The sequence below is a fragment of the Halomonas sp. 111 genome, assembly GCF_052379685.1.
In the GTDB taxonomy this organism is placed as follows: Bacteria; Pseudomonadota; Gammaproteobacteria; order Pseudomonadales; family Halomonadaceae; genus Vreelandella; species Vreelandella citrativorans.
Window position 1 is genome coordinate 68,838 of sequence record NZ_JBQSYV010000005.1, and the last position, 18,669, is coordinate 87,506.

Genomic DNA, 18,669 nt, shown 5'->3' on the forward strand with positions numbered 1-18,669 from the left:
CATCTACGGTGCATTCGCTGTTTTACGTTTCGGGGGTTGATTGCTTCAGGCCGTGACTACACTGATTGATAAACAGCCCATGAACGTGCATAACCAGAGCGGCAGCAAGGCGATACGCTGTAAAACAGCCTGCCTTGAAAGACAAGGAGTTCACGCTCTTGAACGGTAAGGAACATACGAGTGATTTGGTGCATTGAGCCTGAACATCACATATTAACCCTTGAAGCGCCTATTGGCGTCATTGCCGACACGCATGGGTTGCTACGCGAGGAAGCACTCACTTGCCTGGAAGGTTGTGGGCTGGTTTTGCATTTAGGCGATGTCGGCCAAAAGCCTGGGGACAAGGTAATCCTTGATCGCCTTGAACAAATAGCCCCGCTGCTGGTGGTTAAAGGCAACATCGATACTGCCTCTTGGGCGGCGTCATTGCCGCTCACCCAGTCGCTTACCGTGAATGGTTGGCGGTTACACTTGGTACATCGCTTTGTTGATTTTAATGCAGCGACGCCCTGTGATGTGATATTGCACGGCCACTCTCATAAGCCCCGCAATGAATGGCAGGAGGATCGTCTGTTATTTAATCCTGGAGCGGCGGGCAAGCGCCGATTTAAGCTTCCCCTTACCCTTGGCAAATTATGGCTTGAAGAGCGCCACATAAAGCGTGCCATCATGCATCTGCCGGTTTGACCGCGTGTTTTCGCTATAAAAAAATCAGTGTAGTAATGGCGTACTACCGCTATCGAAAACGTGCTTGCTAGGCTTGTTTGGCACACGCAGCGTGTGCGCAACGACAAAACAAGAAGGAGTACGGAGATGACCAGCAAGCGCATTCTGATGATTACCGGCGACTTTACTGAAGATTACGAGACCATGGTGCCTTTCCAGACATTGATGGCTGTTGGTCATCAGGTTGATGCCGTTTGCCCTGGCAAGGCATCGGGCGACACCGTGGCGACAGCGATCCATGATTTCGAAGGTGATCAAACCTATTCTGAAAAACCTGGCCATCGCTTTGCGCTCAATGCTGATTTTGAGCGTATTGATCCCGCTGACTATGATGCGCTGGTGGTGCCCGGTGGACGTGCTCCGGAATACCTACGCTTGAATCAGGATGTGTTGGCGATGGTTCGGCACTTTTTTGAAGCCAATAAGCCTGTCGCTGCGATTTGCCACGGCGCGCAATTGCTAGCCGCTGCAAACGTGCTCAAAGGCAGGCAGTGTTCTGCATACCCGGCTTGCCAGCCAGAAGTTGAGTTGGCAGGCGGGCATTTCGCCAGCATTGAGGTAAGTGAGGCGGTAACCGATGGCAATCTGGTGACGGCGCCCGCTTGGCCAGCACACCCGGCTTGGCTTGCTCAATTTATGGCGCTGCTAAACCAGTGAGCGCTGGGCCGTTAGCATCATCATACAAAGCAAAGCTTACGCGCCTAACAGACATGCACCTAACAGACATTAGGCGCGTAGCGTATTTGCCCGCTATGCTAACGGCTTACCTGAACGTTAAGAGATCACACCCATGTGCAAACTCTTTATTCACGCCAATCCTGAATTATGGTCCAGTGCGACGCATTCACTGCGTATTGATGGCATGGTGACGAGCGTGCGAATGGAGCACTATTTCTGGCTTATTTTGGAAGAGATCGCCACGCGTGATGGTATGAATACGGCTCAACTGATTACTCGCCTGTATCATGAATCTATCGATGCCGGACACGACTTGGGCAACTTTACCTCGTTTTTACGCGTGTGTGCGCTACGCTATCAGGCGCTTCAACTAACGGGAGATATTCCCACTCAGCATGAGATACCGATTGCGACGCTGGATGCTGAGGAGATCCTCGTGCGTGAAGGCCGCTCTAGGCGCCGCCAGGTTCACTAATCACTGACCGTCTCAGCGTGATAGTGAGTAGCGATAAAGCCAGTACGTGAGACAGACATTAACAGGGTTTTTATGACAGATGTTGCGACTGCCGTGCGCCAATTACTCACCACGGCACCCGAAAAAACATTACCGATCACCTATCAGCAAGTGGCGGTGGCGTTGGGTCTGACACCTCCACGTACTATTCAGCGGGTGGCTCAGGCGCTAGAGCAGCTTATGCGCGATGATGCTGCTGCCCATCAGCCGTTTATCGCCGCGCTGGTGGTAAGCCGCCGGGGCGATAATATGCCCGCCGCTGGTTTTTTTGAGCTGGCCGTAGCGCTGGGGCGCTTCCCCGATGACGCCACGCAACATGCCAAGGCGTATCGTCATGAATATCAGCAGGTATTGGCGTCGCGCTCAAACGCGTAACCTTACTTGGACGGCTTTCGTAACGGCTCCAGCAAGTCGCTTAACCCATTATGGTCAATTTCCTGCATTAGTTGCAGCAGTTGGCCAATCTCTCCCGATGGAAAACCTTCCCGCGCAAACCAGTTAAGGTAGGGCCCCGGCAAGTCGGCAATGAGCCAGCCCTGGTGTTTGCCAAACGGCATGGTGCGAGTTACCAGTTTTTCAAGGTCTTCAGGTCTCATGTCTTACTTTCCTTTGTGCGTGTCTATCGCATTGGTTCCCGAAAAGATCTAATTTTGCTAGACTTTAGTCGAAGTTAATACCCCCCTCGATGCCGGGCAATTATAGCTTCGGCAAGTTATTTCTGTATCGTCAGGATATGACATGCATAAACATTTACGTTTTTTACTCTGCACACCGCTTTTAGCGTTTGCAGCGATGCCCGTTGCGGCGGATGAGCCTGTTGATGTTGTATTAATTGGTGGCGGCATTATGAGCGCCACACTAGGTACCTATCTTCAAGAATTAGAACCCGACTGGGATATCCATCTTTACGAGCGCTTGGGCCAGGTCGCTGAAGAGAGTTCCAATGCCTGGAACAACGCAGGCAGCGGTCACTCTGCCTTCATGGAAATGAACTATACGCCGGGTGATGGCGACCACGTTGAAATTGAGCGTGCGGTTAACGTTACCGAGCAGTTTGAAATTTCCCGCCAGTTCTGGGCCCACCAGGTCGATCAGGGCATCCTGAGCGACCCGAAAGCCTTTATTAATTCGGTGCCGCATCATGCGTTGGTGTGGGGGGAAGACGATGTCGCTTTCCTGCGCGAACGCTACGCACGCATGACCGAAAACCCGCTTTATGAAGGCATGGAATACTCGGAAGATCGCCAGGAAATCGCTGAGTGGATGCCGTTAGTGATGGCTGGCCGTGATGAGAACACGCCGGTTGCCGCGACTCGTATGCAGATGGGTACGGAAGTTAACTACGGCGCGCAGACTCGCCAGATGGTCGAAGGCCTGGGCGATAGCGATAACTTCACGCTTTCGCTTAACAGTGAAGTGCGCGGTCTTGAGCGTAACGACGACGATACCTGGCACGTGACGATCAAAAACCTGGAAAGCGGTGATGAAACCACCATCGATTCCCGGTTTGTGTTCATTGGTGCGGGCGGTGCTGCGCTGCCGCTACTTCAGGAATCCGGTATTCCGGAAGCGGACGCTTACGCCGGCTTCCCGGTGGGTGGCCAGTTCCTTTACACCACTAACCCTGAGATTGTCGCCCAGCACCAGATCAAAGTGTATGGCAAAGCCGGTGAAGGTTCTCCGCCGATGTCGGTTCCGCACCTGGACTTCCGCAACCTGGATGGCGAGCCTGCGCTATTTTTTGGCCCATTTGCCACGTTCTCAAGCAAGTTCTTGAAAGAAGGCTCCTGGACCGACCTGTTTGGCTCCATAACATTTAACAATATCTGGCCGACAACCCAGGTGGGGTTGCATAACTTCAATCTGGTGAGCTACCTAGTGGGTCAGGTAATGATGTCCGATGACGACCGCTTTGAAGCGCTGCAGGACTTTTTCCCTGAAGCGAACAGCGATGACTGGAAGCTTTGGACCGCCGGTCAGCGGGTTCAAATCATCAAGAACGACCCTGAACATGGCGGCCTGCTGCAGTTTGGTACCGAAGTGGTAAGTGCTGAAGACGGCTCAATCGCTGCACTTCTGGGGGCTTCACCCGGTGCCTCAACCGCGCCGCCCATTATGCTGCATTTGCTGGAAAACGTGTTTGCTGAGCAAGTGCAAAGCGATGCGTGGCAGGAAAAGCTGACCGAAATCGTACCGTCTTACGGCCAGCGTCTTTCTGAAAATCCGGAGCTGCTGCGTGAAATGCGGGTATACACGGCAGAAGCGCTTAAGCTGAATGAGCCGATGAATGCTGCTGAAACAGATACAGACGTTCAAGCGGAAGTTGAAAACGCGCAGCCTGAATCAGAAGCCTCTGATGCCGGTGATGAGAGCAGCGCTGACGAAAACGCTGATGCACAAAGCGAAGAGCAGGACGCCGAAACAGAAGAAGTTGCTCTGTAAGGTTTTGCCTGCTTAAGCCCTGAATGCACTAGTGTGCCATGTCAGGTGTGGTCGATAACGCTAACCCCTTTTTAAGGGGCTAGCGTTTTTTTTTGGATTCAATAGTGGGGATTGGCAGCTTCACAAATCAGCTGGGCAAGCGCGCGGGCTGGGGCACTTAACTGGCTGCTTGCGCGATGAATCAATCCTACATCCCGATGAAACGTATGTTCACCCAGCGGGATGGCGCGCACCGCTGGTGGCCAGGGCTGCAGGGCGGCTACCTCTGGCACCAGGGCAATGCCCACGCCGTTGGCCACCAATTGGATAATGGTATCCAGCTCGTCCACCTCACACAGCTCATGCACATGACAGTGCTGGGCGCGTAAAAAGCGGTCGACTTGGCGGCCGCCAAACGAGGTGCGGTCGTAACGCACAAAAGGCTCGCGGCTGAGCAGCTTGCGCCAATCATCGCCTTCCGTTAAGGCCGGGACGATTAGGCGGTAAGGTTCATGGGCTAGTGGTGTCCAGCGTAAATCGCTGTGCAGTGAGAAAGGCGGGCGAATAATGGCCGCCATATCAAGCTCGCCTGCATCCACCTGATTGACCAGCGCCATGGAGAGCCCCGGCACCACGCGGCTCCGGCAGTCGGGATAGGCTCGGTGAAAACGGGCCAAGGCACTGGGCAGTAGCGAGCGCTGAATGGAGGCAATAGCGCCTATGTTCACCGGCGTGCTGGCAGGCGTATCGGTATTGGCTTCGCCAAGTGTCCGGTAAAGGGCGAGTAGGGTATACGCCTGTTGAAGAACGTCCTGGCCTTGCGCCGTTAATACCGCCGCACGCCCTTTTCGGGCAAACAGGGTAACGCCCAGCTGTGCTTCCAGCCGCTTCATCTGTGCGCTAACAGCCGCTTGCGTTAAGCCGATTTTCTGGCCTGCCGAGGCAAAGGTACCTTCTTGAGCGACGGCTGTTAGGGTTTTAAGCTCTCGTATCATTGATAAATAATATTTGTGAGTTGAAGAAAAAGATATTGATTTTATTTTTATAAAGCTCGGCCTAGGATGACCATCGCGGGTTGGCACTTCGTGTCACTCATTACATAACGAGAGCGAGCAGGAGACCACTATGAGCCTTTCCCCCTTTCATTTGGCCATCCCGGTTTACGATGTAGCGCTAGCCCGGGCTTTTTACAACGACGTTTTTGGTCTGGAAGAAGGGCGCTCCAGTGACAACTGGGTCGACTTCAACTTTTTTGGTCACCAGCTGGTAATTCACGGCCACCCTAAAACGCCCAGCCAAGAGAATGCCCATACCAACCCGGTAGATGGCCACAACGTACCGGTGCCGCATTTCGGCGTAATTTTAGAGTGGGATGAGTGGGAGGCACTTGCTGAGCGCTTGACGTCTCGCAACACCGTTTTTGTGATTGAGCCTTACGTACGCTTTAAAGGTGAAGTGGGCGAGCAAGCCACCATGTTCCTGCTCGACCCCTGTGGCAACGCGCTAGAGTTCAAGGCGTTCAAGGACAAGAGCCAAATCTTTGCAAAGTAAGTCTGCAAAGTAATTTCGCCAGTGAGCTAGCCAAGTAAGCGATAACTACCCCTGCAACATCTGCTCTTGGCGACGATGTTGCAGGGGAGATTCGCCAAAGTAGCGTTTATAGTCACGGCTGAATTGCGGCACGCTACGATAGCCGACCGCCAATGCCGCCTGGTTGACACTATGGCCCTGCTGCGACAGAAGCTGCTGGGCTTTTATCAACCGCAGCCGCTTTAGGTACTGGGCTGGCGAGGTGCGAGTAATCTGCTTGAAATAGTGATGGAACGTCGAAACGCTCATGCTGGCTCGCTGAGCCAGCTGTTCAACCGTAAACTCATCGGCGAAGTTTACGTGAAGCTTCGATAGCACCTGCACAATGCGTGAATAGTGCCCTTGGCCGTTCACCAGCGCCCTGAGTGCGGGCCCCTGTTCTCCTTTCAGCGCCTCGAAAACCACCTCGCGGATGCGCGACACCCCCATGACCGCACACTCTGTTTCGCATTTCAGCGTGTTTGCCAAGCGGGCAACGGCATGCTGCATACCTTCTGTCATGGCAACGGATGCCATGGGCTTGGGAGAAAGGGCGGGTGCGCTGGCATCGCCCATGGCCATGACCATCTCGCTTAACAAGGGCGGATCCAGCTTTACTGAAATACCCAGTAGTGGTGCTTCGGGTGAGCCATGAGTTTCACACTCAAACGGCAGCGGCAGGGTCTGTACCAGGTAGTGGCCGGGGTTGTAGTGAATTTCACGATCTCCCAGATAGCCCACTTTCCGGCCCAGAGCGATAACGGTCAAGCTGGGCTCGTACAGTAACGGAGTGCGAGCTTGATGGCGCCCCAAACACAGCAGCGAGACGCCCGGTAGATGCGTCTGGGTGATGCCGTCTGCCTGGGTTAGCGCTGCAATAGTGCGCGCCAAGGGCGGGTAGGTAGGAAGCAACGAGCTCATGAAGACCTTCCAGAAACGTGCAAAAATGGGTGGCTTCGGATAATAGTGCCATAATATCGGTTTATTTTTGTTATTTAATCACAGTTATTTGTAGGAATAGGCAAAAAATACGGAGCTTCGCTCATCGTTATTGCGGTTTAATCGGCGAATAATGGTCAGGCGTCCTCACGGTCACGAGGATCACCGATTTAAGGAGTTTTATCTGATGAGCCAAGCTAAATCCTACGCTGCCTTTGCGGCGGATAAACCGTTAGCGCCTTTTTCATTCGAACGTCGTCAACCGCGTGCCGATGATGTCGCCATAGAAATTCTTTACTGCGGTGTTTGCCATAGCGACCTGCACTTTGCTCAGAACGATTGGGGCATGAGCCAATACCCGGTCGTGCCGGGGCATGAAATTGTAGGCCGAGTCACCTCGGTAGGCAGTCAGGTGAGCCGTTTTAAAGCAGGTGATTTAGTGGGCGTTGGCTGCATGGTTGATTCTTGCCGCACCTGTAGTGCCTGTAACGATGGCGTTGAACAGTACTGCCTGGAAGGGTCCACCATGACCTACGGTAGTGAAGACCGCCAAGACGGCACGATTACCCAGGGTGGTTATTCCGATAGCATCGTGGTGAGCGAACATTTCGTGTTGAGCATGCCTGATGGCATCGACCTTGCCTCTGCAGCCCCTATTTTGTGCGCAGGTATCACTACCTATTCGCCGCTTAAGCACTTTGGTATCGGCAAAGGACATAAGCTGGGCGTTATCGGTATGGGCGGTTTGGGCCATATGGCTGTGAAACTGGCCAAAGCACTTGGCGTAGAAGTGACCGTCTTTACCCGTTCCGATGCCAAAGTAGAAGAAGCCAGGCGTAACGGCGCCGACCATGTGGTGGTTTCAAACGACTCAGCACAGATGGAAGCCGTGGCTGAGAGCTTTGACTTCATGATGGATACCGTACCCGTTCAGCACGACCTAAATCCTTACCTAAAGGCGCTTAAATACGACGGTACGCATATTCTTGTTGGTTTGCTGGAGCCTATCGAGCCTCCTGTGGAAGCCTTCAATCTGGTATTCAAGCGTCGTGTCGTGGCAGGTTCTTTAATTGGTGGCATTGCTGAAACACAAGAACTTTTAACACTGTGTGCTGAGCAAAACATCACGTGTGATATCGAAATGTTGGATATCAATAATATCAACGAAGGGTTTGAGCGCATGGCGAAAGGCGATGTGCGTTATCGTTTCGTGATTGATATGGCAACCCTTAAAAATACTGCTGCTTAAAAAAGCGTCGGTATTTACCCATCGTGGCCTAAGCCATGGTGGGTTTTTTATACCTTTTAGTTATACATAGGTCGATAGTGGCACATAAAGTACTTCAGCTTGGTTTACTCTTGCCGATAGTAATGAACAACCATAAACGGCAAGGGAATCAGTTGGATGAGACATCTCTCTATTAAGTGGACTTTGACCGCAGCGCTCGCGCTGATGGTATTGATGATAGGACTGATAAGTGGATTGGGGTTTTATGCCAATCACACCAGCGGCCGAGCGCTTGAGGAGTTAGCCGATGTCAATGTTCGGTTAACCAATCTCGCCAACCGTACCCAAGTCAATGCACTCAGAGCACAAACGTTCCTGGACCGTTTTGCAAGCTTCAGTACGCAAGGCAATCCTGATAAAGGCCTGGAAAGCCTCCAACTGGCGATTGAGGCCGTAGCAATGGCCCAAGCGAATTTTGATGAATTCAGTGCGCTGTCGGTGCCAGAAGAGAGTGAGCTTGCCGGCTACCGTGAGGCTGTTGTTTTAAGCTACGAGGCATTTGTTACCGACGGCATTGTGCCCCTGCTGGAGGCTCCGCCGTTCCAGGTGCAGCGTCACCAGGAGGAATTAGGCGAGAGTGGTGTACGGCTGGATGAGGCCATGAACGGTTTTATCGCTTACACCGAGGCACGGGGGCAGCGCGTGATCGAGCAGGTGGGGAATTTGACCCAAACGGTCGGCGTGATTGCATTAGCGCTGCTCATCCTTTCGTTAGTGGCCGCCACTATTATCCGTATGGCTATGATGCACAGCGTCGTGCGCCCACTTAACCAGGCAATAGCGCATTTTGCTACCATTGCCGAAGGAGACTTGACCGACCGCATTGAAGCGCGAGGGCGTAACGAGGTGGGCCAATTGTTCAGCGCCCTGGCGGACATGCAGGCCAAGCTGAAAGCACTGGTGCACTCTCTACGCAGTAGCAGCGAGAGCGTTTTTAATGGCGCGGGCGATATCTCATCGGGAAGTCAGGACCTCTCTTCGCGCACTGAGCAGCAGGCATCTGCGCTGCAGCAAACAGCTTCGAGCATGGAGCAAATGTCAGCGACCGTGAGCAAAAACGCAGAAACCGCTCACACTGCAGACCAGCTGTCGATTGCTGCCTCTCAATCAGCGGAAGCTAGCGGCGAAGAAGTGCAGCGCACGGTACAGTTGATGCGCGACATTGCAGCCAGCGCAAGCCGCGTTAACGACATTATCGGGGTTATTGACTCGATTGCTTTTCAAACCAATATCCTGGCGCTTAATGCATCGGTTGAAGCTGCTAGAGCCGGGGAACAGGGGCGTGGGTTTGCGGTTGTTGCCAGTGAGGTTCGCTCATTGGCTACGCGCAGTGCCGCCTCCGCCAAAGAAATTCGTGACTTGATTGGGCAAACAACATCACAAATTAACGGCGGCGCGGAACAGGCTGAACGCAGTGGACATACGATTCAACAAACGGTGCAGGCGATTGGGCAGGTAACCACGTTGATGAGCGAGATATCCACGGCAAGTCGTGAGCAGGATGGGGGCATTGAACAGATTAATGCCGCACTCACTGAAATGGATTCGGTCACGCAGCAAAATGCTGCCCTGGTGCAACAAACCAGTAGTGCAGCCAGCGCGCTTGAAGACCAGGCGCAGCAGTTAGCCACGTTGATAGCGACGTTTCGGCTAGATAAACAAGCACCTGCCACTTCATCAAACCAACTGCCTGCGAAAAAAGCCGTCATAAAAGAGAGCGTTGGTAGAGAAAGTATTGCAAAAGAGAGCGCAGCTGAGGAGTGGGACGCGTTTTAATCGAACTACTCTAGCTGTTTTAAGAACGGGGGCTGGATGCCTGCCAGGGCTACAAAGCATGTTGCTCTGGCAGGTGGCTGTAACAGGTTATACGTGGGCCGAGACGCGTAAGCGGACATAATCTGCTGTCCAGTTCCCTTGGCCATCTTTTAAGCTATGGCCAAGAAGAATCATGGTGTTATCCATAATTGAGTCTCGAAGATCATCTTCTAATCCATGTAAAAACGGATTGGCGAAGGTTTCAAGCCAGCCTGCCATCCCCGCCGGTAACGCGGTAGGGCGCGGAAGCAGCTCAATTGAATCTACCTGAAAACCAACCGTTTGCAGCAGGTGCGCGTACTCTTCCGTGGTCGGAAAATACCAGGGGTGCCGACCGCGAGCGCTAATACCCCGAAACTGAAGCGAAGCAATGAGCGCGGTACAAATAGCCGCGACATTACCGTGCCCGCCAAACTCAGCTACGAACCGCCCACCCGGTTTTAAAGCACGCTTAACGCCAGAAAGAACAGCCTGAGGATCCAGCATCCAATGCAGTGAGGCGTTACTGAAAACGGCATCAAATTCGTGGTCAAACGGAAGCTCATGGGCATCAACAACGCGAGCAGTAACGCCGCGTTGACGTGCGGCTGTCACCATTTCCTCTGATGAGTCAATGCCTAATACATCAGCACCAAGATGCATTAAGCGTTCGGTTAGTACGCCGTCGCCGCAGCCCAGATCCAAAATGCGCTGGCCTGGTTGTGGCGAGAGCAGCTTTACGACGTCACTGCCTAATTTGGGAACAAAATGGGCATTTTCCGCATATTGTCCGGCATTCCACTCTTGACCATAGGCATCAGATTTAATGTTATTCATGGCAGCTTCCTGGCATCGTTATGTTTCATCAGGGGATTATCAAAGAGTATAGCCTGAAGCGCTACAACATCCTTGTATGTAAAGAAAATTTCTTAACGCTAAGCGATTCCATTAGTGGAATATTCGTGACCTGCCGATAGCTGCTACCTTGATAGATAAACCAGCGAGTAGGGAGTTCAATAATGGCAGGCGGATGGGCAAAAGAGGGTGCCGAACAAGAGCAAATCGAAAGAACACTGGATGATGCTGTCGAGCTTGCCCGCAGTCGGCTGCCGCAGGGCAAAAGCCGTAAGTATTGTGAGGAGTGCGATGAGATGATTCCTGAGGCGCGCCGCCTTGCAGTCCCCGGGATTCGCCTGTGCGTTATTTGCCAGAACGAGCATGACAAGAAACAGTCGAACGCTAGCAGCTATAATCGCCGAGGTAGTAAAGACAGCCAGCTTCGCTAGTAAGCCCATGTTTGCGCTTATTGGATAAAAGCGTTTAGCAGTAGGCTATTAGCGTGCGACTGTGCGATTCTAGGCTTTGTACGAAAACTGCTTGCGCTCGACCATACGGCGTTAAAAATCAGCTCAAAATACTCATTTACCCATGTAAACTCCGTTTTTTCGCTGATTTTTGCCTTGTCTGGTCTTCGCTCAGCGACTTTTCGTACAAACCCTGGTGTTTGATAAGCGATACTGATTTATAAAGGCGAGGTACCATGAACGACGTTATTAAACTCTTGAAATCCCACCGTTCAGTTCGAAAATTCAAGGATCAGCCGATTGCGCGAGAGCTGCTGATCGAACTTATCCAGGCGGGTCAAGGCGCGGCAACGTCCAGTCATGTTCAAGCCTATACGGTTATTCATGTTACAAATCCGGCTAATCGCGAGCGGATTGCTGAGTTAGCGGGTGGCCAGCCTTATATTGCCAGCTGTGCGGACTTTCTGGTCTTCTGTGCCGATATGAAGCGCCCAACCGAGGCATCTGAGCGGGCGGGTTCCAACGTTGTTCGAGGGATGACAGAACAGCTGTTGGTAGCCACGGTAGACACTGCTTTAATGGCGCAGAATGTTGCGACAGCTGCTGAGTCAGAAGGGCTGGGCATCTGTTATATTGGCGGTATTCGCAATAACCCCCAAGCGGTTAGCGATCTTTTAAAGCTGCCTGAGCATGTTTACCCTGTATTTGGTATGTGCCTTGGCTACCCGTCTCATGAGTCGGAGATAAAGCCCCGCCTGCCGGTTGAAGCGATCTTAAAAGAAGACTACTACAGCGACGACAGTGCGCAGGTGCAAGCGTTTGATGACACCATGCAGGCGTATTATCAGTCGCGTAGCAGTGGCAATAAAGACGCCGATTGGTCACAGAACCTGAAGCCGCTGTTTGATAACAAACTACGACCCCATATGCGTGACTTCTTGATTCAGCGTGGCTTTGAAATGAAGTAGCCCAAACGGCACCTTGCTTATGACTGCCATCGCTCCTCTTCCTGATGCTTCATGAGTGATCGAATTCACTGCTGCCAGCAGGTGGCAGTGATAATCTGGAAGCCGCCGTTTTTGAGGAAGCACTATGTGTAAGTTACGAACAGGGTATACGCGACAAGCGGGCTTTGGCCTATTAATGGTGGTGACGATGTCGGCTGCAGGATGCAGCGGTTCCGAAGATGAGCCGCCGCGTAATGTATCTGAACAGACAGCTACCAGCACGCAACCGGCTGGTGCTTCTGTAGCGGAAGAGCCTGCGACCATCGCACCCTTGGAAGTCGCTATTTCGACATCGGTTGCCTTGCGCCCTGATCGGCGCCTGATGGTGGAGGGAGAAACCAATCTACCTGATCAGGCGCAGGTGCAGGTTATTGTCGAGCGCGAAGTGAGTCGTGTGCGCTGGAGGGCACGTGCGCGGGTTAGTGACGGAGGCTTTATTGCCGGTCCATTTGGTTCAGGGAGCGGTTTGCCGGATGGTGGCTATATCGTACAGGTGCAGCTTTCTGAGGCCAGTGTGCAGCCTCAAACCGTACAGGCCGTGATCGGTAATCGCGGGGAGAATTTGGCGGGAGAGCTGGTTAGCCAATCCCGCCATGGGTTGGGTCAAGTGGCCACCTACTCACGCCGTTTCTTGGTGGGGGAGGAGCCAAGACGAACACGTGACCAGGTGGAAGTGCATTAACATTTACGGGGATGTAGATGCTTTAGACAGAACGCCAATGGGCTAGCAGTACCGCATGTATTTCTACGTCAGAAGGCGCTTTTGCAAAGTGCTCAAGTACAAAACGCTCATCGCGACTGACAAGATAATGCCCGGCTTTATGAAATACGTGCGTCGGGCCCAGTAGCAGTAAATCATTGGCTGCGACGGGTGAAAAGTCTGTGCCTGAATCTGGCGTTGCCATAACACAGGGCGCTTTCCAGTCGATATTTAACGCTAAATGGTGTGGGACGGTAATTGTCGTTGCTTGCACCTGTTCCCAGGGGAGGGGGCCAGTGTGTTTCAACGTCAACAGTTGAGGGGCGGTGTCGCCTTCCAGCAAGGTAGCAAGTGAACAATCCAACGCCTCGGCTAGAGCGACCAAACGCTCGTGACCAATTTGTTTAATTGCACCTGATTCCCAGTAGGAAATAGTAACATCCGACACGCCAACGTTACGTGCTAGGGCAGCTTTGTTGAGCTTGGCCCTAAGACGCAATTGCTTAATACGTGAGCCTAGCGATTCCATTTCGATTTCCTATAATTGAGCTGTGTAAGCTCGTTAAGTTTACTTCAACCACAGTTGCAGCGATGTGAGCACGCTTAGTGCGTTTAAGCACTTTTATAAGCATGATCGCCGATCATCGATGCCGCGCCATACTAAGCGATTGTTTAGTGTCGCGCATCTTGTAATCTTATAACCGTATTACTTTTTGTAAGACGCTTTAATATGAAAGTCGTTCCATCTACAGCGCTGTTGGTTATGCGTAGGGTAGGTATAATATCGCTACGCTTTCTCGCTATAAGGATGTCTTGATGACCGTTCGTACTCGCATTGCACCTTCCCCGACGGGGGATCCCCACGTTGGCACGGCGTATATTGCGCTGTTCAATTTATGCTTTGCGCGTCAGCATGGCGGGCAGTTTATTTTGCGCATTGAAGATACGGACCGCGTACGCTCAACGCCTGAGTCAGAGCAGATGATTCTGGACTCCTTGCGCTGGCTTGGGTTGGAGTGGGATGAGGGGCCTGACGTTGGCGGCCCACACGGTCCGTACCGCCAAAGCGAACGTGGCGATATTTATGCGCAGCATGCTCAACAGTTGCTGGACGCTGGCCATGCGTTTAAATGCTACCGCACTGCAGAAGAGCTGGATGAGCTGCGTGAGTCGCGTAAGGCAGCAGGCTTGCATCTGGCTCTCAAGCCGGGTGACTTGGCTTTGGATGACGCAGAAGCTGCACGCCGGCAGCAGGAAGGCTGGCCTTATGTCGTGCGTATGAACGTGCCCAGCGAAGGTGTCTGTGTAGTAAACGATATGCTGCGCGGTACGATTGAAGTGGAGTGGGCACAAGTTGACGCGCAGATACTGCTCAAGTCGGACGGCATGCCTACTTACCATTTGGCGAATGTGGTAGATGACCATTTAATGGAAATCACGCATGTGCTGCGTGGCGAAGAATGGATTAACTCTGCACCCAAACACCAGCTGTTATATGAATACTTTGGTTGGGAAATGCCTGAGCTATGCCATATGCCGCTTTTGCGTAACCCCGACAAATCCAAGCTTTCCAAACGTAAAAATCCCACGTCGATTAATTTCTATCGCCGGATGGGCTTTTTGCCTCAAGCGGTTACCAATTACCTCGGCCGTATGGGCTGGTCCATGCCGGATGAGCGCGAGAAATTTAGTTTACCCGATATGATGACCGAGTTTGATATTCAGCGTGTATCGCTGGGCGGCCCGGTGTTTGATCTTGAGAAACTTACCTGGCTCAACGGCGTTTATATCCGCGAGGACCTGGATGATGATGCGCTGCTTACTGCGCTGCGCGAATGGGCGTTTAATGATGCCTATGTAAGGCAGATTTTGCCCCAGGTACGCCCACGCGTAGAAACACTTTCACAAATCATGCCGCTAGCCGGACACTTCTTCTCAGGCTTACCTACGCTTACAGAAGATGACTTCGCCAGTATTAAGCTGGAGAAAGACGAGTTAGTGAAATTGCTGCAGTTCCTGGTCTGGCGCTTCGAGGTGCTACCTGCCTGGGATAAAGAAGCGTTGCTGGCCGAAGTAAAGAGCTTGTCAGCGTATTTCGAGCTTAAAATGAAAGTATTCTTGGCGCCTATTTTTATTGCGATTACAGGCAGTAGCTCAAGCACGTCTGTTATGGATGCCATGGCGATTCTGGGGTCCGATATCACTCGTGCGCGTCTGCGCAACGCTATTGATGTGCTGGGTGGCGTTTCCAAGAAACAAGCGAAACGTTTTGAAAAAGAGTACCGCGATCTGTAAGTCGTTCAGCTAATGGCTGCAGGAAACGCCATTCTCCATTGACGTTAGGCGTCTGGCGTTTTTCTGGGGTATTAATGCGCTTGACGAAGACGAGCGTAATCAGTATTATACGCTCCGTCTTCAGGACATGTGGGGCCTTAGCTCAGCTGGGAGAGCGCAACACTGGCAGTGTTGAGGTCAGCGGTTCGATCCCGCTAGGCTCCACCATTTAGTTTGTTTGTCGTAACGTCCCATTCGTCTAGTGGTCCAGGACACCGCCCTTTCACGGCGGTAACAGGGGTTCGAACCCCCTATGGGACGCCATCTCTTTTATACTCTTCTATCCCCATATTGATGTAGTAATGAACTCTTTCATTTGCTGCGTTTTTTCCTGCCTGTTATCTAGCTGAGCCGCTAAATCCTCACTTTATTTGTGGTATTTTCGCTTGACTTGTCCACTTTTGGTGGTCCTTGCTAAAGGTTGTGCACAACCCCGTGCTGCACCCGCGAAAAATATTCGAATTAACTTATCTTGTTTAAAAACAATGACTTACATGCGGTCAAAAAATGACCAATTTAAGGGGAGGTCACTGTTCATGGCGATTCAGGGGCATTTGTGAGAGGTTATGAACAAGGTTATCCACAGATAGTGTGGAAAACATTTTTCCAGCCTGGCTCTTAAAAAAGTCAAGCGCTATTACGGCCTTTTGCTCGCTTTTTGACTGGCGTTTTCGTCTATTGATGAGGTGAAGCATGCGCGTTTGGAGAGGCGTTGTTGGATGTCGTGCTAATGAGGTCAGAATGCGCGTCTAGCGCACGTATTCGAACATGTTTAGAGGGATGGGCTTGCGGGAGTTATTAGGCTTGGAGAGCGGTCATATACAAGCAGAGACGCTTAAACAAGGAAGGCCACCCGTGGGTGGCCTTCTTGAAGATTAAACCATCGAAAATTATTTCGACGGGTAATCGCGTTGGTCATGGCCAGTGTAAAGCTGGCGCGGACGACCAATTTTATAGCTTTCGCTCAACATTTCGTTCCAATGGGAGATCCAGCCAATCGTGCGTGATACGGCAAAGATTACCGTGAACATATTGGTGGGGATGCCCATCGCTTTCAAAATAATGCCAGAGTAGAAGTCGACGTTCGGGTAAAGCTTGCGCTCAATGAAGTATTCGTCTTCAAGCGCAATTTGCTCTAGGCGTTTGGCAATTTTAAGCTGCGGGTCGTTCGCCATGCCCAGCTCGGCGAGTACTTCGTCGCAGGTCTCTTTCATTACCTTGGCGCGGGGATCAAAGTTGCGATACACGCGGTGACCAAAGCCCATTAGCTTGAACGGGTCTTCCTTGTCTTTTGCCTTATCAATGAAGCGTTGGATGTTCTCTTCAGAGTCGTCGCCAATCTCATCAAGCATCGCCAGTACGGCTTCGTTCGCACCGCCGTGTGCCGGGCCCCATAGTGCCGCAATGCCAGCGCTAATGCAGGCAAAGGGGTTGGCGCCGGTCGAGCCTGCCAAGCGTACGGTAGAGGTGGAAGCATTCTGCTCATGGTCGGCATGTAGCATGAAAATGCGGTCCATCGCTTTCGCGTAAACCGGGTTGATCTTGTACTCTTCGCACGGGTTGCTGAACATCATGTAGAGGAAATTCTCTGCATAACTCAGGTCGTTGCGCGGGTAATTAAACGGCTGGCCAACATTATACTTGTGCGACATGGCCGCCAGAGTAGGCATTTTGGCGATCAGGCGAATAGCACTAATAGTGCGGTCTTCTTCTTTAGTGATATCCATGTGGTCATGGTAGAACGCCGCAAGGCCGCCTACGACGCCGCACATAATTGACATGGGATGCGCGTCGCGGCGAAACCCTTTAAAGAAGTTGTTGATTTGGTCGTGCACCATCGTGTGATTACGAATGCGTGCAGCGAAGTCCGTGTACTGCTCGTCGTTGGGCAGTTCACCAAAAAGCAGGGTGTAGCTCAGTTCAACAAAGTTGGACTCTTTAGCCAGTTGGTCAATAGGGTAGCCGCGATGCAGCAGTACGCCTTTGCCGCCGTCAATATAGGTGATGGCAGATTGGCAAGAAGAGGTGGCCATAAAGCCAGGGTCGTAGGTGAACAGGCCTTCCGCACCTAAGCCACGGACATCAATAACGTCTGGGCCAAGGGTGCCGGAGTACATGGGTAGTTCGATCGTTTTATCAAGACCGTCTACCGTCAATGTTGCTTTCCTGTCAGCCATGTTGGCCTCCTTTCGGATTCGGGTTGGGACGTAAAGTCATTGTTTCGCATGCCGCGCCGGCGAAAAGGTTTGCCCACTATAAGAGCGCGCGACATTTTGTCAATTATGCAAAGCGCTAGGCATGGGTGGTGCGTGTATGGTTATGCAAAATTATTATCTTAGACAATTTTTGTATATGGCAAATGATAGCTATAGTAACCAGGTGTCAGAGATTTGACGAATCCTTAACAGGCTTATCAAATTATCGTGACTCTGTCACTATATCGATGCTGCATTGCAAAATCGACTCGGGCGGGCTGCTTTTTTTTGCAACATAATTGAGTTAGGTCCGAGTTCGGTTTGTCAGCAGGGGCGAAGGTTCTTATAATCCACGGCGCGCGACCGGCAGGTAGGTGGTCGTGCCCGACTTGGCAAACGGCCGAGCCCCTTCCAGCAACCACTGCCCGCTCGGGCTATGCCCGACCTGTCGCAGAGCGGGCCAAGAGAGTGTGTATAAGCCGTGAATAGCAAACGACCCGTAAATTTAGATCTAACAACGATACACTTCCCACTTCCGGCACTGACGTCGATTGCCCACCGTATTACGGGGGTTATTCTGTTCGTCGGCCTGGTGTTCGCTTTTTGGGCGTTGGGTAAGTCACTTTCATCTCCAGCAGGCTTTGATGCCGTTAGCAGCGCACTTGCCAATAATTTATTGGCCAAGTTCATTGCTTGGGGACTGCTTTCTGCGCTGGCGTTCCATTTTGTAGCAGGGATTAAACACCTGTTAATGGATGCCGATATTGGTGTGACACTAGAAGGTGGTGTGCAAAAAGCACAGATCACCGTTGTGGTGAGTGCCGTTCTAATTATTCTGGCAGGAGTTTGGGTATGGTAACCAACGTCACAAGTTTTGGCCGAAGCGGACTGTCTGATTGGCTGATGCAGCGTGTGTCTGCGGTGGTGCTGGCCGTTTACACGGTCTTTATGGTGGCCTATCTGTTGTTTAATCCAGACCTTGACTACTACACCTGGAGCGGCCTGTTTAACCAAACGTGGATGCGGATCTTCTCATTGCTGGCTTTTATATCCATTGCAGCACATGCCTGGATTGGCTTGTGGACCGTAACCACTGATTACCTTAAGTCCACTGGCCTGCGCGTAGGTGCCCAGACGCTGATTATTCTGGCTATCTTCGTGTACCTGGTTTGGGGCATTCAAATTCTGTGGGGAGCTTGA

20 protein-coding genes and 2 tRNA genes are annotated in these 18,669 nt (G+C 52.0%); 16 read left to right on the forward strand and 6 right to left on the reverse strand.

The annotated features are described in order from the left end of the window. Positions 1 to 180 precede the first annotated feature (180 nt). From ACT3T7_RS05380 to ACT3T7_RS05395, 4 genes are all read left to right on the forward strand, one after another. Entirely contained in the window at positions 181 to 687 is a 507-nt protein-coding gene (locus tag ACT3T7_RS05380; protein ID WP_444630281.1) for a metallophosphoesterase family protein, read from the forward strand. 126 nt (positions 688 to 813) lie between these two features. Next, positions 814 to 1,383: a DJ-1/PfpI family protein gene (locus tag ACT3T7_RS05385; RefSeq protein WP_444630282.1), complete on the forward strand. Its 570-nt coding sequence runs from the start codon at positions 814 to 816 to the stop codon at positions 1,381 to 1,383. 133 nt (positions 1,384 to 1,516) lie between these two features. Next, on the forward strand, positions 1,517 to 1,879 hold the full coding sequence (locus tag ACT3T7_RS05390; protein WP_193056763.1) for a ribbon-helix-helix domain-containing protein: 363 nt from the start codon (positions 1,517 to 1,519) through the stop codon (positions 1,877 to 1,879). A 72-nt stretch (positions 1,880 to 1,951) separates the two neighbouring features. Continuing rightward, the gene (locus tag ACT3T7_RS05395; RefSeq protein ID WP_444630283.1) at positions 1,952 to 2,293 is read left to right on the forward strand and encodes a hypothetical protein; all 342 of its coding nucleotides are present in this window, start codon (positions 1,952 to 1,954) and stop codon (positions 2,291 to 2,293) included. A gap of 2 nt (positions 2,294 to 2,295) precedes the next feature. Here ACT3T7_RS05395 and ACT3T7_RS05400 read toward each other — a convergent pair whose 3' ends face one another. Continuing rightward, positions 2,296 to 2,514 (reverse strand): DUF3820 family protein, encoded by a 219-nt coding sequence (locus ACT3T7_RS05400; protein ID WP_172117222.1) that lies wholly within the window; start codon positions 2,512 to 2,514, stop codon positions 2,296 to 2,298. A gap of 142 nt (positions 2,515 to 2,656) precedes the next feature. Between ACT3T7_RS05400 and mqo the strand changes: the two genes are divergently transcribed. Beyond that, positions 2,657 to 4,360 carry a malate dehydrogenase (quinone) gene (mqo, locus tag ACT3T7_RS05405; protein ID WP_444628906.1) on the forward strand — a complete coding sequence of 568 codons (1,704 nt, stop codon included), beginning with the start codon at positions 2,657 to 2,659 and terminating at the stop codon, positions 4,358 to 4,360. A 98-nt stretch (positions 4,361 to 4,458) separates the two neighbouring features. Here the strand turns inward: mqo and ACT3T7_RS05410 are convergent, their stop codons facing one another. Beyond that, positions 4,459 to 5,334, reverse strand: coding sequence for a LysR substrate-binding domain-containing protein (locus ACT3T7_RS05410; RefSeq protein ID WP_444628907.1), 876 nt, complete (start codon positions 5,332 to 5,334; stop codon positions 4,459 to 4,461). Positions 5,335 to 5,464: 130 nt separating this feature from the next. Here ACT3T7_RS05410 and ACT3T7_RS05415 point away from each other — a divergent pair, with 130 nt between their 5' ends. Next, positions 5,465 to 5,890, forward strand: a complete 426-nt coding sequence (locus ACT3T7_RS05415) for a VOC family protein (RefSeq protein ID WP_444628908.1) — start codon at positions 5,465 to 5,467, stop codon at positions 5,888 to 5,890. 45 nt (positions 5,891 to 5,935) lie between these two features. Here the strand turns inward: ACT3T7_RS05415 and ACT3T7_RS05420 are convergent, their stop codons facing one another. Beyond that, entirely contained in the window at positions 5,936 to 6,829 is an 894-nt protein-coding gene (locus tag ACT3T7_RS05420) for an AraC family transcriptional regulator (RefSeq protein ID WP_444630285.1), read from the reverse strand. A 205-nt stretch (positions 6,830 to 7,034) separates the two neighbouring features. On the opposite strand from ACT3T7_RS05420, the gene ACT3T7_RS05425 reads away from it, so the two are divergent. Then, positions 7,035 to 8,096 (forward strand): NAD(P)-dependent alcohol dehydrogenase, encoded by a 1,062-nt coding sequence (locus ACT3T7_RS05425; RefSeq protein ID WP_444630286.1) that lies wholly within the window; start codon positions 7,035 to 7,037, stop codon positions 8,094 to 8,096. Between the two features lie 156 nt (positions 8,097 to 8,252). After that, on the forward strand, positions 8,253 to 9,911 hold the full coding sequence (locus ACT3T7_RS05430) for a methyl-accepting chemotaxis protein (RefSeq protein ID WP_444630288.1): 1,659 nt from the start codon (positions 8,253 to 8,255) through the stop codon (positions 9,909 to 9,911). 87 nt (positions 9,912 to 9,998) lie between these two features. Here ACT3T7_RS05430 and ACT3T7_RS05435 read toward each other — a convergent pair whose 3' ends face one another. Continuing rightward, positions 9,999 to 10,766, reverse strand: coding sequence for a class I SAM-dependent methyltransferase (locus tag ACT3T7_RS05435; protein ID WP_193054817.1), 768 nt, complete (start codon positions 10,764 to 10,766; stop codon positions 9,999 to 10,001). 182 nt (positions 10,767 to 10,948) lie between these two features. On the opposite strand from ACT3T7_RS05435, the gene ACT3T7_RS05440 reads away from it, so the two are divergent. From ACT3T7_RS05440 to ACT3T7_RS05450, 3 genes are all read left to right on the forward strand, one after another. Further along, the gene (locus ACT3T7_RS05440) at positions 10,949 to 11,215 is read left to right on the forward strand and encodes a DksA/TraR family C4-type zinc finger protein (RefSeq protein WP_444630290.1); all 267 of its coding nucleotides are present in this window, start codon (positions 10,949 to 10,951) and stop codon (positions 11,213 to 11,215) included. A gap of 254 nt (positions 11,216 to 11,469) precedes the next feature. Further along, the gene (gene nfsA / locus ACT3T7_RS05445; RefSeq protein ID WP_444630292.1) at positions 11,470 to 12,201 is read left to right on the forward strand and encodes an oxygen-insensitive NADPH nitroreductase; all 732 of its coding nucleotides are present in this window, start codon (positions 11,470 to 11,472) and stop codon (positions 12,199 to 12,201) included. A gap of 124 nt (positions 12,202 to 12,325) precedes the next feature. Next, the gene (locus ACT3T7_RS05450; protein WP_444630293.1) at positions 12,326 to 12,922 is read left to right on the forward strand and encodes a hypothetical protein; all 597 of its coding nucleotides are present in this window, start codon (positions 12,326 to 12,328) and stop codon (positions 12,920 to 12,922) included. Between the two features lie 22 nt (positions 12,923 to 12,944). On the opposite strand, the gene ACT3T7_RS05455 is transcribed toward ACT3T7_RS05450, so the two are convergent. Next, positions 12,945 to 13,469, reverse strand: a complete 525-nt coding sequence (locus tag ACT3T7_RS05455) for a helix-turn-helix domain-containing protein (protein WP_087106281.1) — start codon at positions 13,467 to 13,469, stop codon at positions 12,945 to 12,947. Between the two features lie 287 nt (positions 13,470 to 13,756). Between ACT3T7_RS05455 and gltX the strand changes: the two genes are divergently transcribed. The 3 genes from gltX to ACT3T7_RS05470 all read left to right on the forward strand — a co-directional run bounded on the left by gltX (position 13,757) and on the right by ACT3T7_RS05470 (position 15,538). Beyond that, positions 13,757 to 15,235, forward strand: a complete 1,479-nt coding sequence (gltX, locus tag ACT3T7_RS05460) for a glutamate--tRNA ligase (protein WP_444630294.1) — start codon at positions 13,757 to 13,759, stop codon at positions 15,233 to 15,235. A 131-nt stretch (positions 15,236 to 15,366) separates the two neighbouring features. Further along, positions 15,367 to 15,442: transfer RNA gene (locus ACT3T7_RS05465), tRNA-Ala, on the forward strand. Between the two features lie 20 nt (positions 15,443 to 15,462). Next, positions 15,463 to 15,538, forward strand: a tRNA-Glu gene (locus ACT3T7_RS05470). A gap of 626 nt (positions 15,539 to 16,164) precedes the next feature. Here the strand turns inward: ACT3T7_RS05470 and gltA are convergent. Continuing rightward, a complete protein-coding gene (gene gltA, locus ACT3T7_RS05475) occupies positions 16,165 to 17,451 on the reverse strand; it encodes a citrate synthase (protein ID WP_172117211.1) in 1,287 nt (428 codons plus the stop codon). A 499-nt stretch (positions 17,452 to 17,950) separates the two neighbouring features. Between gltA and sdhC the strand changes: the two genes are divergently transcribed. Both sdhC and sdhD read left to right on the forward strand, forming a co-directional pair. Beyond that, entirely contained in the window at positions 17,951 to 18,328 is a 378-nt protein-coding gene (gene sdhC, locus ACT3T7_RS05480; protein ID WP_087106275.1) for a succinate dehydrogenase, cytochrome b556 subunit, read from the forward strand. Next, positions 18,322 to 18,669, forward strand: coding sequence for a succinate dehydrogenase, hydrophobic membrane anchor protein (sdhD, locus tag ACT3T7_RS05485; protein ID WP_172117210.1), 348 nt, complete (start codon positions 18,322 to 18,324; stop codon positions 18,667 to 18,669). The genes sdhC and sdhD overlap by 7 nt, the downstream gene beginning before the upstream one ends.

Bases quoted from the DNA above. Each gene is read 5' to 3' on its own strand.
- ACT3T7_RS05385 (WP_444630282.1), top strand. From the start codon at position 814: ATGACCAGCAAGCGCATTCTGATGATTACCGGCGACTTTACTGAAGAT.
- ACT3T7_RS05390 (WP_193056763.1), top strand. From the start codon at position 1,517: ATGTGCAAACTCTTTATTCACGCCAATCCTGAATTATGGTCCAGTGCG.
- ACT3T7_RS05395 (WP_444630283.1), top strand. From the start codon at position 1,952: ATGACAGATGTTGCGACTGCCGTGCGCCAATTACTCACCACGGCACCC.
- ACT3T7_RS05400 (WP_172117222.1), bottom strand. From the start codon at position 2,514: ATGAGACCTGAAGACCTTGAAAAACTGGTAACTCGCACCATGCCGTTT.
- mqo (WP_444628906.1), top strand. From the start codon at position 2,657: ATGCATAAACATTTACGTTTTTTACTCTGCACACCGCTTTTAGCGTTT.
- ACT3T7_RS05410 (WP_444628907.1), bottom strand. From the start codon at position 5,334: ATGATACGAGAGCTTAAAACCCTAACAGCCGTCGCTCAAGAAGGTACC.
- ACT3T7_RS05415 (WP_444628908.1), top strand. From the start codon at position 5,465: ATGAGCCTTTCCCCCTTTCATTTGGCCATCCCGGTTTACGATGTAGCG.
- ACT3T7_RS05420 (WP_444630285.1), bottom strand. From the start codon at position 6,829: ATGAGCTCGTTGCTTCCTACCTACCCGCCCTTGGCGCGCACTATTGCA.
- ACT3T7_RS05425 (WP_444630286.1), top strand. From the start codon at position 7,035: ATGAGCCAAGCTAAATCCTACGCTGCCTTTGCGGCGGATAAACCGTTA.
- ACT3T7_RS05430 (WP_444630288.1), top strand. From the start codon at position 8,253: ATGAGACATCTCTCTATTAAGTGGACTTTGACCGCAGCGCTCGCGCTG.
- ACT3T7_RS05435 (WP_193054817.1), bottom strand. From the start codon at position 10,766: ATGAATAACATTAAATCTGATGCCTATGGTCAAGAGTGGAATGCCGGA.
- ACT3T7_RS05440 (WP_444630290.1), top strand. From the start codon at position 10,949: ATGGCAGGCGGATGGGCAAAAGAGGGTGCCGAACAAGAGCAAATCGAA.
- nfsA (WP_444630292.1), top strand. From the start codon at position 11,470: ATGAACGACGTTATTAAACTCTTGAAATCCCACCGTTCAGTTCGAAAA.
- ACT3T7_RS05450 (WP_444630293.1), top strand. From the start codon at position 12,326: ATGTGTAAGTTACGAACAGGGTATACGCGACAAGCGGGCTTTGGCCTA.
- ACT3T7_RS05455 (WP_087106281.1), bottom strand. From the start codon at position 13,469: ATGGAATCGCTAGGCTCACGTATTAAGCAATTGCGTCTTAGGGCCAAG.
- gltX (WP_444630294.1), top strand. From the start codon at position 13,757: ATGACCGTTCGTACTCGCATTGCACCTTCCCCGACGGGGGATCCCCAC.
- gltA (WP_172117211.1), bottom strand. From the start codon at position 17,451: ATGGCTGACAGGAAAGCAACATTGACGGTAGACGGTCTTGATAAAACG.
- sdhD (WP_172117210.1), top strand. From the start codon at position 18,322: ATGGTAACCAACGTCACAAGTTTTGGCCGAAGCGGACTGTCTGATTGG.